The sequence below is a fragment of the Limnochordia bacterium genome, from assembly GCA_023230925.1.
In the GTDB taxonomy this organism is placed as follows: domain Bacteria; phylum Bacillota; class Limnochordia; order DUMW01; family DUMW01; genus JALNWK01.
Genome location: JALNWK010000002.1, coordinates 31,803 through 44,264, shown reverse-complemented (window position 1 = coordinate 44,264; position 12,462 = coordinate 31,803). Strand labels below are relative to the sequence as shown.

Here is a 12,462-nt window from a genome sequence, read left to right as displayed (position 1 = left end):
CAAGGGGAGGTGAACCTGTGGACGTATTTGAGAAGGTAAAAGAGATCATTGTCGATCAGTTAGGCATTGAGGAAGATGCGGTAACTCCGCAAGCATCCTTTACAGATGACCTGCATGCTGACTCCCTCGACATTGTAGAGTTAATTATGGCTTTTGAAGATGAGTTTGGTATTGAGATTTCCGACGAGGATGCTGAGAAGATCCAAATCGTGCAAGATGTGGTTAGCTACCTCAACGAGCGAGTCTAAAGTCTAGCTGGTCCGCCAGTCTAGGTGGACCAGCATCAACTGCATTTATTCTTTCCTTTATAACTGATTCAAAGGTTTTTAATCAGACTTGTTTGGCGTATTTATCCTGGGGTGAGTATTAACCAGATTGTGATTGATGAATTCACCACATGTGGGGGTGAAATGTTTGCAACGAAGAGTAGTAGTTACCGGATTGGGGACCGTTACTTCCCTAGGAATAGGCCCTGAGGCTTTTTGGCAGGCAATTCTTGCTGGTCAGTCCGGCGTTAAGTTAATAGATTCAATTGATACCAGTGATCTGCCCACTAAAATTGGTGCGGAAATCGATAAATTCGAACCTAGTGAGTTTATGGGGCGCAAGGAAGCCAGGCGCATGGATCGGTTCTCCCAATTCGCCGTAGCGGCCTCCAGGCTGGCCTTAGAGGATGCAGCATTAGTCATTACTGATCAGATGTCAGAGCGGGTTGGCGTGCTAATTGGTTCAGGGATCGGCGGGATTGCAACCCTTGAAGAGCAGCATAATGTCTTGCTCGAAAAAGGGCCCGAACGGGTAAGTCCCTTTTTCGTGCCGATGATGATTCCTAATATGGCTTCCGGTCAAGTATCGATCATTTTTAATTGCAAGGGACCAAATCTCACTACGGTGACCGCCTGTGCATCGAGCAATCATTCCATTGGTGATGCCTTCAAGCTTATCCAGCGGGGAGATGCCGATGTGATGATCACCGGAGGGACCGAGGCAGCATTAACGCGACTGGCCATGGCGGGTTTTTGCGCCGCCAAAACAATGTCAACCCGCAACGATGATCCTGCGGGAGCTAGCCGCCCCTTTGATCAAGGCCGGGATGGGTTTGTCCTAGGCGAGGGTGCGGGTATCCTCGTGCTTGAATCATTGGAACACGCAAAAAAACGCAAGGCAAAGATATACTCAGAGATCATTGGCTATGGTCTAACAGCCGATGCTTATCATATTACGGCTCCAGCTCCCTCGGGAGAGGGCGCAGCCCGGGCCATGCGGGCGGCATTGGATGATGCTGGTCTGCAACCAAGCGATGTCCAGTACATCAATGCCCACGGTACCGCCACTGAGCTTAATGATGCCTATGAGACCATCGCCATAAAAAGCGTCTTTGGTGAAGGGGCCTACGAACTATTGGTTAGCTCAACCAAGTCGATGACCGGGCACCTCCTAGGTGCTGCGGGGGGCGTGGAAGCCGTAGTCTGTCAAAAGGTACTAACAGAGCAGATTGTGCCGCCAACCATCAACTATCAGACCCATGATCCCGATTGTGACTTGGATTACGTACCAAACCAGGCCCGACCGGCCAAGGTGGATGTAGTTCTGAACAACTCCTTTGGATTTGGTGGTCACAATGCGGTGCTGGTATTCAAGCGATATGAAGCGTAGAATGGGGAGACGGCCCTTGCAACGACGGATAGGTGACCTTGCACAACTAGAAAGGTCCATACAGTACCATTTTCGCGATCGCAAGTTGATTCAACAGGCCTTAACCCACAGCTCCTATCGCTATGAGGCAGGACTTACAGGAGATAATGAACGACTAGAGTTTCTGGGAGATACGGTGTTAGATCTCATTATAAGTGAGTATCTCTACCAGCGGTTCCCCGAAAGTAATGAGGGCGTCCTGGCTAAGGCGCGGGCTAGTTTGGTCTGTTCTAAGAATTTAGCCCGGCATGCACTGGCACTTTCCCTCGGAAAATATCTGTTGCTTGGGAGAGGGGAAGACAAAAGCGGTGGCCGCAGACGTGCTTCCCTTCTAGCCAATACATTGGAGGCGGTTATTGCTGCAGTCTATCTTGATGGTGGCTATGAAGCATGCCGTCATTTTGTGCTTAGATTATTTGACGAGGATCTTCCTGATAAACTTGACAAGACACAATTTCTTGACCCAAAAAGTGCCCTACAAGAATATTCCCAAACCCACTATCATGTATCACCGGAGTACCGGTTAAAGTCTTCATGGGGTCCAGATCATGCGAAACTGTACGCGGTCCAGGCTTGTGTAAAAGCACAAGTAGTTGGGGAAGGAATGGGAAGAAGCCGCAAAGCGGCAGAACAATCCGCTGCTTTGCAGGCCTGGAAGACAGTCGAGCAGTGGTCTAAGGAATTTAGATAAATCTTAGTACTGTCGAATTAGGGCAACCACTCTACCTAAGACTGTAAATCCTTCTTGGTTGAAGGTAATGGCATATCCCGGATTTGTCGGAGAAATCAGAAGGCGAGATTCCTCCTTTCCATAGATATGTCCTAAGAGATTACCACGATTAACTGAGCTTACTAGCAGAATGTCTCCCTGGATGCTTTCCTGGTCTGGGTCGATGGCAATAATATCGTCCCTTTGCACAGCGGGATGATAATCAGGAAGATCCATAATCAGTGCAAAGCCGTTCTTGCTGATGGCACCGGGACAGTTCAAGAAAAAACGGGGTCTTAGCTTGGATAGGGCGGCTCCAACAAACTTCGAGAAGTCTCCTAGGACAGGGATACTGCGGCGCATGTACTTTCCCTGCTGATCCGTCGCGATCGGTAATCTGGTAAAAAAATCATCCGGGGGCGGGAAATTCCCGGTCAGCACCGCTTGACGGAAATCCACAATCCCTCGGAAGCCGGCTTTCCGTAGCCAATAGTAGACGGATTTTTCCTGGGCATACCCCATTTTCTCTGTGATTTCTCTTGCAGTTGCTGTGGGGTTTTGCATCACGATGCGGGCCATCTTGCGCAGTGTTTCACTATCATTCAATGCAGATTCAGCTCCATAAGCATTCGGTTAAAAGTGGCTATACATCAAGTGGTTACAGCTCCGAGTAACCAAATGTTAGAGTTAAGCGCCATCGAATCCTTTACCTAAAACATGTAAACTTGAGTGAAACAAGGGATACAACAAAGGCCCATCTCTTGGTAAAGTCCCACCAAAAGCCACTTCGGTTATTACCTAAAACATGTATATGAACATTGACTTGTGAATCATAGGTATAGAAAGGTAAGACAAGCATATACATGTAGCAATAGGGCGTGAGGGAGGCAAGATCATGGAGCTTGACAGTAACCAGACGGTGGATCTCGAATTAGTGGAAAAGGTGCAACAGGGAGACAAGCAAGCTGCGGAGGACCTTGTAACCAAGTATACTGGGCTTGTCCGCCATATTGTCACTCGGTATCATACCCCTTTTCATGACTGGGAAGATCTGTGTCAGGAAGGATTCATTGGCCTGTTGAGCGCGGCCAAACGGTACAGGCCCGAGGCATTTCAGGTCAAGTTCAGTTCCTTTGCGTATCTGTGCATACGCCGAAAGATCTATAGTGTGCTTAAGGCCAGCAATAATAACAAACATAAGCTGTTGAACAAAGCACTGTCTTTATCCGATTATGCGAATGATGATCAGAGTCGAACCTTAGGTGATCTAGTGGCCTTTGATGAACAAGGTCCTGAACAAGTAGTTATCGAAAGAAGCACAACAGAAAGACTAAGGGAATTGCTGAGTATACACCTGTCGGCTTTGGAGTGTACGGTGACGATGCTAGTCCTAGATGGATATACATATAGCGAGATTAGTATGGTTTTAGATCTTGATCTTAAAACTGTAGATAATGCCCGGACCCGATCTTGGATCAAACTACGGCGTTTGATCGATAACTACGGTTCCTTGCTTAGCCCCAAGATCCCCACCCAAGTACGGAAAAGGGAGGACTTAAGTATCTGGACCTGGGCGGATATTCCTTAGTCGTCATCCCGTTGCCAGGGGATAAGTTGCTGCTCCCCATTATGGTCTGTCCTTTAGATCTATGATAAAATTAAGATGATTTGGTGTTTTGGGGGCAGGAAGAGTAGCATGCATTTAAAGACCCTGGAATTAGTCGGATTTAAATCCTTCGGGAAACGGGTGAAAATGGTCTTTGAACCGGGCCTGATCGCCATTGTGGGCCCTAACGGAAGCGGCAAAAGCAATATTGTTGATGCCATCCGCTGGGTTCTAGGCGAGCAGAGTATGCGTAGCTTGCGGGGCGATCAGCTGGATGATGTTATTTTTGCTGGTACAAAGCAGGAACGTCCCCTGGGGATGGCCAAGGTGGAGCTTACCCTAGATAATAGTGATGGCGAGCTAGCCACGGAGTTTTCCGAGGTGTCTGTCTGCCGGACTGTCTACCGCAGCGGTGAAAGCCAGTTCATGATCAACCGGCAATCCTGTCGGTTGCGGGATATCCAGGAACTGTTCATGGGTACAGGACTGGGTAAGGACGGGTATGGGATTATTGGGCAGGGTCAAGTGGATGCCTTTCTTGCTGCCAGTCCCGCGGAGCGGAGATTGGTCTTAGAAGAGGTCGCCGGAATTAGCCTGTTCCAAAGGAAAAAAACCGATGCCCTCCGTCGCTTAGGGCAAACGGGAAATACATTGGTGCGGGTCCAGGATCTGCTTAGTGAATTAGTCCGCCAACTCGAACCGCTTGCAGTAGAATCCCAAAGGGCCCAGCGCTATAATGAACTAAAGAAGCAACTTGAAGAGACCGAATTGCAGATCTTTGCTTTCCAGATTAATAGTCTTTCCAGCGATATGGAGAAAACCAGACAGAGTCTTGCCACCGAGGAGTCCTTGACTACTCAAACCGAAGCAAGCCTTGAAGAGGTCAACCAAAGGCTCATCGAGACTAGACAGCAGGCCGCAAGTCACGCCGCCACCTATGAAAAGCACCAAGCTCATCTATACGAACTAGGGTCTTTTATCGAGAAAAACTCTGCTGAAATAAGTGTGATTGAAGAGCGCAAAGAACGGTACCTAGCCGAGCTTGTAGCATGCCAGCGTGGTTCTGCCACAGCCCAAGATGAGCTTGCTAAACTAAAGGTCGAGCTGGCCCAAGCCCGAGAATTACAGCGCTCCCTGGAGGAAGAAAGAAGTAAGTACATAAAGCAGAGCAAAGCAATCAAGGATGACAAGACCCAAAGATACCAAGCGCTACAGGAAACCGAAAGAAACCTTGATCATCTGCAAAAGAGTCTGACCGATCTTGCCAATCAAGAAGCGGTGCTTCATGAGAAGCTGAAGGCGGCCCAGATTAACCAAGCGGAAAAACAAAGGTATCTCCAACAGTTAGAGAAGGCTGAGGAAGAACTGGAGTCCTCCCTAAAAGGGGCCCTAGCTTTGGAGGAACACTGGGGTAAGGTCTTGGAGGGTACACAGAATGAACTCAGCGAGACTCAGAACGCGCTGTTAAATCAGGAAAACTCCATGAGCCAGCTGCAAAAACAGCTGGAAATAACCAATGATAGATTAGCAAAGAGCCGAGAATATCTACAAAGAGAGCGCGCCCGTCATCAGACCCTAAAAGACCTACAGCAATCAAGTTATTTCCAAGGTGTACGCGCTGTGTTGGAGGCGAGTATGCACGGTATTGTTGGGACAGTGGGTGATTTGATCACTGTTCCCCAAGAGTATGAGACAGCCTTAGAAGTAGCCTTAGGTAATAACATCCAAAACATTGTCACCGAGACTGTGGAGGGAGCTCTACGGGCGGTGGAATATCTCAAAGCTAGTAATAACGGACGGGCTACTTTCCTCCCCTTGGAGATTCTCCGACCGGAAAGACCACCCCGCCTTCAGGAATTCCCAGGGTTTATTGGGCTAGGAAGTGATTTAGTCCAACTTGATCCTGAGTATGAGGTAGTAATCAGATACCTTCTAGGAAGAGTCATGGTCGTTGAAACATTACAATATGTCAAGGAAGTCTTGGGCCAAATCAAAGGACGGGTACGTTTTGTGACCCTCGATGGTGATTACGTTAGTCCCGGGGGTGCCATTACCGGAGGTACCCCGTTCAAAGACCAGTCAGGGCTTCTTGCCCGACGGCGATTGCTAGAGGAGTCCAAGGATATTGTCCATGGGGCCCAAAGGGCTGTGGAGGCGTTAACCCGGGAAAAGACCGACATGGAGGCGGAACTGGCCGGACTAAGGGAACAATACGAGGATTTACGGAAAAGGCGGGAGCGTCTTCTTCTTGAGCAAAGTGAAGCCCAGCATCAATGGGCCTCTAGCCAAGATCACCTTGCTCGATTGCGCAAGAACCAAGAGGAGAAAAGACAGGAGCGGTTCCACCAGGAAGAACTGGAGTCGGTCCTATCCTCATCCTTTGATGCACTACGCAGTAAGCTTTGTGAGGTGCAGGATGGCTACCGAGTCCTCCTCGGTGAACTAGAATGTGGTAAGACCAAGGAAAGGGAATTAAGGAAGGAAATTGGGGATCTGGATCTTGCCTTTACGGAAGTGGCGGTACATTTGGCTAAGCTAAACGAACGGGTGGAGAAATGCCAACAAGACTCCGAACGGCAAGCTAAGAGACTCCATGGCCTAAGACAGAGAGTAGATGAGAGTGCTACCACAGTCCGGGGGTTGCAGGAACAGATCAACCGCGCAGAGAAACAGAAAAACGAATGTGAGCGCCGTGGCGCCGAACTGGCAGAGCAACAGAGGACCACCGCAGAGTGGTTGGAGGATGTGGCAGGGAAGAGACAGCAGGCGGCCGACCAACAGGCCCAGTTAGAAGCAAGGATCAAGGAACTGCAACAGGAACTTGAGCACAGAAAGCAAGGTGTCAACAAACTGCATCTTAGGTTAAATGAGCTTGGCCTAAGGCTAGAGCAAGCCCAAGCTGAACTCCAAGACAAATACGGGTTACCCCCGGAGGAGTCAGCTAGGTACTTGCCCCTACAGGAGCCTTTGGGCCGGGCAAAGGAGCAGGTATTAAGGCTCAAAGAAGAGCTACGGTCCCTTGGATCTGTGGATAACAGCAGCATTGAACGCTATCATGAGACGAAGAAACGCCATGATTTCCTTTCGGAGCAGTATCACGATCTGGTGGCCGCCCGGTCTTCCATAGAGAAGCTTATCAACCAAATCCAAAGGGAATGCGATTTGCGGTTTATGGAAACCTTTGATCAGGTGAAAACCGAGTTTAGTAAGACATTCAAGAGGCTATTTAATGGGGGCACCGCTGATTTAGTGTTGATTGAGGAAGAAGATAACTCGGTTAAAGGACTTGAGGTTTTGGTTAGTCCTCCGGGTAAAAAGATTCAAAATATTAATCTACTTTCTGGGGGAGAGCGGGCGCTAACAGGAATTGCCTTCTTAATGAGTGTACTGCAGGTTCGTCCCACCCCTTTTTGCATCTTAGATGAAATTGATGCGGCTTTGGATGAGGCCAATCTAGAACGTTTCGTTCGTTTGGTGAGGGAGTCGGCGACCAAGGTACAGTTTCTAGTGATCACGCACCGGCCCCCCACCATGGAGGCTGCGGATATCCTCTATGGGATTACTATGCAGGAATCTGGTGTCTCCAAGGTTGTTTCCTTAAAAATGACTGAGGCCGCCTCGTGATTACCAACGTAAAGGAGAAGACTAGATGTTCAAGAGACTGTTTGGCAAGAGGAAATCCGAACAAGAGACTCCCTCCCAAGCACAGCCAAAGACTCAAGGCCAGTCAGAGAAAGGGCATGATGGGAAAAAAGAGGAGGGCTTCTTTGCTCGGTTAATGACAGGATTGAGTAAGACCCGGGACGGATTCGTGGGCAAGTTAGAACAAATCCTCGGTGCCCATGACAAGATCGATGATGACCTGTACGATGCTCTCGAGGAAGTTCTAATCATGGCTGATGTGGGCGTGAATACTACCCTACGGTTGATGGAGGACTTAAAGGAGAAGGTGCGGGAGCAGAAGATTAGTGAACCCGCCGCCCTGCGTGAGGTTCTGCAGGAATCCTTGGTTGAGCTTCTAAATACTCACAGTGCGCCCTTGGCGAAATGCGACGGGGGTACCACTGTGTATCTTGTTGTTGGTGTGAATGGCTCGGGAAAGACCACCAGTATTGGTAAGCTGGCCTGCCGACTGAAGCAGGAGGGAAACAGTGTGTTGCTTTGTGCCGCTGATACCTTTCGCGCGGCGGCTATTGACCAGTTGGAGGAGTGGTCCCATCGGGTGGGGGTTCCGATCATCAAACACCAACAAGGGGCTGATCCTGCGGCTGTGGTCTACGATGGTGTCCAGGCAGCCAAGGCGAGGGGTGTCGATTACCTGATTGTCGATACGGCAGGCCGTCTGCAGACCCAAAAGAACCTAATGCAGGAATTGGCGAAGATCGAGCGAGTATTAACCAGAGAACTGGGCGTAGGGCCCCAGGAAGTACTACTGGTGGTGGACGGGACCACCGGGCAGAATGCCCTCTCCCAGGCAAAGCTCTTTGCCCAATCGGTAAATCTCTCCGGTATAGTCCTCACTAAACTAGATGGTACTGCTAGGGGTGGGATCGTAATCTCCATCGCTGACGAATTGGGGATCCCCGTGAAACTGATCGGGGTTGGCGAATCCATGGAGGATTTGCAGGAGTTCCGTCCCGATGCCTTTGTCGAAGCCCTTTTCGCCACAGAGAAGGCATAAAAAAACAGGTGGGGGATAGTAGTCCATTCCCCCACCTTATGGCTTTATACCACCCGGGTACTGATGATGTTAGACTGGGCCACCAGCAAATCCCGCTGTACATATTCGCTGACCTTAACGAGGATATCAAGGACTACCTTTTCCAGCAGGACCGTTGGTGTCAGTAGTTCAAAAACTACATCGGAGCAGAGCAAACGATTTTGGATCTCTAGATCCATCTCCGGTGATACGCCGGGTATCTCGATTATAGCCTCAAAGGGTACGATTACTTCTTCGTGCCTTACAGTATCCGTTTCATCTACATAGAAGATCTGCTTGTCAATTTGCCCTTGTTTGATCACCTTGTTTTGGAAGACCGCGTGGGTGACATTGATCAAGTTAATATCAATACGGTCCACCTTAATCGCTGGGTTGGGTAGATTTACGGTGCCACTTTCCACAACCTGGGCCACTTTTTCTCCAATCACCCGCAGTACCTTGAACCGCTCAATGGTAAAGGGTGGTTTTTGACACACCTTTGGTTTTATAGGGCACAGTGTCCTTTTCAACCAGCATTCCTCCTTTCTTCCTGCCGCAGTATATTTATATGTACCCTACCCTTCCATTGAACTAGCACTAAAACCCCAAAACAGCTCCTATCCTGGTCCCAGAGGCTCTGCAGCATTCCTCTACGTAGTACTTGACCTAGCCTCTTATACTGAGTATTTTCAAAACGTATCACCTCCTTTCGGAGGAGTGGGGTCGTGGGCGGACCCCTATGCTCACCCTATTTCGTTATTCCGCCTCGAAAAACAAAAAGGACCCGCTTGGGTCTTACTCTCAGGATATGCTTGATTTATGCAGTTTCTGTCTCAAATAATGTGGTGCCTAACATGATTGCTTAGCGTATCATCGGAGGTGCTCAAGAGGAACCTTCCGTCAAGATGGGCATCAGCCTTGCGCTGCAGTTTGCCGCTCCTCGTCTGTCGAATATATTGACCGAACGTGTGATGGTCCCGTAAGGAGCACGCAGTCTCTTTGTAAGGTTCACCTGCAAGTTGTTTCGGTTCTTTATACAAATTGACTCTCTGGTCAGACGCTGTTTGCCAGCTTTCTTGGGGTTTCCCAAACTGTAAAGCGCCGACGCGCTTCTCCCGTACCTACAACCACTTCTTTCACTTCTAGGCTGTTGTCCATAGTGTGGGTTCTTCCCTCCTTGTCAGGGGTATTGCCTGACTGGATCCATTCTGTAGCTTCTTGGATAGGATGTAGTGTTCGCTGGCTCTAGCAACGTAACGCCTGTACGTGCCATGCTTTGATATAGGTACGCCTCGGCATTCGCTCCTACTATTTCGTACCCGGTTGAACTCTCTTTTGTTCTTCAATATTGGAGGTTGACACAGCCGGTTTCCCTGGGTATACTACTGCTGTAAAGGGCCATTACTTAACAGTAGAATTCACTGGTCTTTTCGGGGTGTGAATTCGTGGATAAAGACTTGGAGCAATGCCTGTTATTTGACTTCTACGACGAGCTTCTAACCGAGAAGCAAAGACGGATCTTTCGCCTGTATTACCATGAGGATCTGTCCCTAGGTGAGATTGCAGAGCTTGTGGGTATCAGTAGACAGGGAGTCTATGATATTCTGAAGCGGGCAAAGACACAGCTTGTCGAGTTAGAAGGGAAGCTAAAGTTGGCAAAAAGGCACCGGCGTAACCAACGCTTGAAAGAGAGAATGTTATCCAATCTCGAGCAATTAACGGAAGCGCTTCATGCACAAGAGGACTCACTTTCCAAGGATCTTCTTTACACCGTCGATGGAACTTTGCAGCAACTGACAAGGGATATCCAATTGGTTGATGCTGAGTAGGAAAGGGGTATTTAAGTGTTTCAAGGACTAGCCGAAAAACTACAAGCTACTTTGGGCAAATTGCGCTCCCGAGGCAAATTGACAGAACAGGATGTGGATGCGGCTCTAAGAGAAGTCAGACTAGCTCTCCTAGAGGCCGATGTCAACTACAAAGTAGTCAAGTCCTTCACGAGCCGAGTAAAAGAGCGGGCTGTGGGTGAGGAAGTCCTAAAGAGCCTAACCCCCGCGCAGCAGGTAGTGAAGATTGTCCATGATGAGCTGCGGATCCTACTAGGAGGGCAAGAAGTCAGCCTGAAACTAGACAACCCTCCTACGACCATAATGTTGGTTGGCTTGCAGGGTTCCGGAAAAACTACATCCACTGCAAAACTGGCAAATCATCTAAAGAAGAAGGGCAAGAAGCCTTTGATGATTGCTGCTGATGTTTACCGTCCTGCGGCGGTGAAACAGCTCCAGGTTCTAGGAGAACAACTAGGTATTGCCGTCTTTAGTATGGGTACCGATCAGGACCCGGTGAATATTGCCAAGGCAGGTTATAGCCATGCTCTTTCCCACGGGCATGATGTGATCCTGTGCGATACCGCCGGACGGCTCCACATCGACGGGGAGATGATGGATGAGTTAGTGCGCATCAAATCGGCCATTAACCCAGCTGAGATCCTCTTTGTGGCCGATGCCATGACGGGGCAGGATGCGGTGAATGTAGCTGCAACTTTTAATGAACAGCTGGATGTCAGTGGGATCATCCTTACCAAGCTCGACGGTGATGCGCGGGGTGGTGCTGCCCTATCGATCAAAGAGGTGACGGGCAAACCAATCAAGTTTGTGGGAATGGGTGAGAAGACCGATGCCCTTGAGGTTTTCCATCCGGACCGGGTTGCTTCCAGAATTTTGGGCATGGGAGATGTCCTCACTTTGATCGAGAAGGCGGAGTCGGCCATTAGTGAGGAAGAGGCCAAAAAACTTGGGGAGCGAATTATTACCGCCCAGTTTACCTTAGATGATTTTCTAGACCAGCTCCAACAGATTAAGAAAATGGGTCCTTTGGATCAGCTCTTGGGTATGATTCCTGGGTTTTCCCAGGCGAAGAAAATGCAGGGCTTTCAGGTTGACGAGGGTCAGCTAAAGTCCATTGAGGCGATCATTCAATCCATGACCCCCCAGGAGCGGAGCAATCCTGACATCATTGATGGCAGTCGCAGAAGGAGGATTGCCACCGGTAGTGGAACTAAGGTGCAGGATGTGAATCGATTGCTGAAGCAGTTCAAACAGGCTAAGCAAATGATGAGACAGTTGGGCGCCTTAGATAAAGGCAAGAAGCCCAAGGGCAAGATGCGTTCGTTTCTTCAGTAGTAGCTAGATTAAGGAAATGAGGAGTGAATAGTTTGGCAGCAAGAATTAGATTGCACAGAATGGGCGCGAAGAAAAGACCATACTATAGACTAGTAGTGACCGACTCGGCCAAGGCCAGCCAAGGTAACTACATCGAGGCGATTGGACATTATGATCCCATCGCTGAACCAGCGCAGGTGTTCATTGATGAAGAGAAAGCCATCGACTGGCTAAAGAAGGGCGCTAGACCTTCGGATACTGCCCGGCGATTACTAGTTCAGACAGGAGTCATGGAGCGGTTTAACGAGCTTAAGAAGGCTTAGCATTAAAAGGGGGATGAACAAAGTGAAGGAATTAGTTGAGACCATCGCGAAGGCGCTTGTGGATAATCCTGAACAGGTTCGGGTTAATCCTGTTGCTGGCGAAAAATCGGTTATCCTAGAGCTTACTGTAGCCCCCGAAGATATGGGTAAAGTAATTGGCAAGCAGGGACGTATTGCCAAAGCGATTCGAACCGTTGTCAAGGCAGCCGCGACGAAGGACGGCAAGACCTATCACGTGGAGATTATTGACTAGGATATCACGGAGGGTA

The 12,462-nt window shown here is 49.2% G+C and carries 12 protein-coding genes; 10 read left to right on the top strand and 2 right to left on the bottom strand.

The genetic code is table 11. The annotated features are described in order from the left end of the window. Nucleotides 1-17: 17 nt before the first annotated feature. From M0Q40_00650 to rnc, 3 genes are all read left to right on the top strand, one after another. A complete protein-coding gene (locus M0Q40_00650; GenBank protein MCK9221130.1) occupies nt 18-248 on the top strand; it encodes an acyl carrier protein in 231 nt (76 codons plus the stop codon). 166 nt (nt 249-414) lie between these two features. Next, complete coding sequence (gene fabF / locus M0Q40_00645) at nt 415-1,656, top strand: beta-ketoacyl-ACP synthase II (protein ID MCK9221129.1); 1,242 nt, start codon at nt 415-417, stop codon at nt 1,654-1,656. A gap of 16 nt (nt 1,657-1,672) precedes the next feature. Beyond that, on the top strand, nt 1,673-2,386 hold the full coding sequence (rnc, locus tag M0Q40_00640) for a ribonuclease III (GenBank protein ID MCK9221128.1): 714 nt from the start codon (nt 1,673-1,675) through the stop codon (nt 2,384-2,386). Between the two features lie 3 nt (nt 2,387-2,389). Here rnc and M0Q40_00635 read toward each other — a convergent pair whose 3' ends face one another. Next, nucleotides 2,390-3,010: a hypothetical protein gene (locus M0Q40_00635; protein ID MCK9221127.1), complete on the bottom strand. Its 621-nt coding sequence runs from the start codon at nt 3,008-3,010 to the stop codon at nt 2,390-2,392. Nucleotides 3,011-3,299: 289 nt separating this feature from the next. Here M0Q40_00635 and M0Q40_00630 point away from each other — a divergent pair, with 289 nt between their 5' ends. From M0Q40_00630 to ftsY, 3 genes are all read left to right on the top strand, one after another. Next, a complete protein-coding gene (locus M0Q40_00630) occupies nt 3,300-3,992 on the top strand; it encodes a sigma-70 family RNA polymerase sigma factor (protein ID MCK9221126.1) in 693 nt (230 codons plus the stop codon). A gap of 108 nt (nt 3,993-4,100) precedes the next feature. Then, nucleotides 4,101-7,634, top strand: a complete 3,534-nt coding sequence (gene smc, locus M0Q40_00625) for a chromosome segregation protein SMC (GenBank protein MCK9221125.1) — start codon at nt 4,101-4,103, stop codon at nt 7,632-7,634. A 154-nt stretch (nt 7,635-7,788) separates the two neighbouring features. Continuing rightward, nucleotides 7,789-8,691: a signal recognition particle-docking protein FtsY gene (ftsY, locus tag M0Q40_00620; protein MCK9221124.1), complete on the top strand. Its 903-nt coding sequence runs from the start codon at nt 7,789-7,791 to the stop codon at nt 8,689-8,691. A gap of 44 nt (nt 8,692-8,735) precedes the next feature. On the opposite strand, the gene M0Q40_00615 is transcribed toward ftsY, so the two are convergent. Continuing rightward, the gene (locus M0Q40_00615) at nt 8,736-9,239 is read right to left on the bottom strand and encodes a DUF3794 domain-containing protein (protein MCK9221123.1); all 504 of its coding nucleotides are present in this window, start codon (nt 9,237-9,239) and stop codon (nt 8,736-8,738) included. A gap of 915 nt (nt 9,240-10,154) precedes the next feature. On the opposite strand from M0Q40_00615, the gene M0Q40_00610 reads away from it, so the two are divergent. Genes M0Q40_00610 through M0Q40_00595 form a run of 4 tightly spaced genes read left to right on the top strand, consistent with a single transcriptional unit; the run spans nt 10,155 to nt 12,446 of the window. Further along, the gene (locus tag M0Q40_00610; GenBank protein MCK9221122.1) at nt 10,155-10,538 is read left to right on the top strand and encodes a putative DNA-binding protein; all 384 of its coding nucleotides are present in this window, start codon (nt 10,155-10,157) and stop codon (nt 10,536-10,538) included. 15 nt (nt 10,539-10,553) lie between these two features. Next, nucleotides 10,554-11,891 carry a signal recognition particle protein gene (gene ffh, locus M0Q40_00605; GenBank protein ID MCK9221121.1) on the top strand — a complete coding sequence of 446 codons (1,338 nt, stop codon included), beginning with the start codon at nt 10,554-10,556 and terminating at the stop codon, nt 11,889-11,891. Between the two features lie 32 nt (nt 11,892-11,923). Then, nucleotides 11,924-12,193, top strand: a complete 270-nt coding sequence (gene rpsP / locus M0Q40_00600) for a 30S ribosomal protein S16 (GenBank protein ID MCK9221120.1) — start codon at nt 11,924-11,926, stop codon at nt 12,191-12,193. Between the two features lie 22 nt (nt 12,194-12,215). Beyond that, nucleotides 12,216-12,446, top strand: coding sequence for a KH domain-containing protein (locus M0Q40_00595; GenBank protein ID MCK9221119.1), 231 nt, complete (start codon nt 12,216-12,218; stop codon nt 12,444-12,446). Nucleotides 12,447-12,462 lie beyond the last annotated feature (16 nt).

Bases quoted from the DNA above. Each gene is read 5' to 3' on its own strand.
- ftsY (MCK9221124.1), top strand. From the start codon at position 7,789: ATGACAGGATTGAGTAAGACCCGGGACGGATTCGTGGGCAAGTTAGAA.
- smc (MCK9221125.1), top strand. From the start codon at position 4,101: ATGCATTTAAAGACCCTGGAATTAGTCGGATTTAAATCCTTCGGGAAA.
- M0Q40_00630 (MCK9221126.1), top strand. From the start codon at position 3,300: ATGGAGCTTGACAGTAACCAGACGGTGGATCTCGAATTAGTGGAAAAG.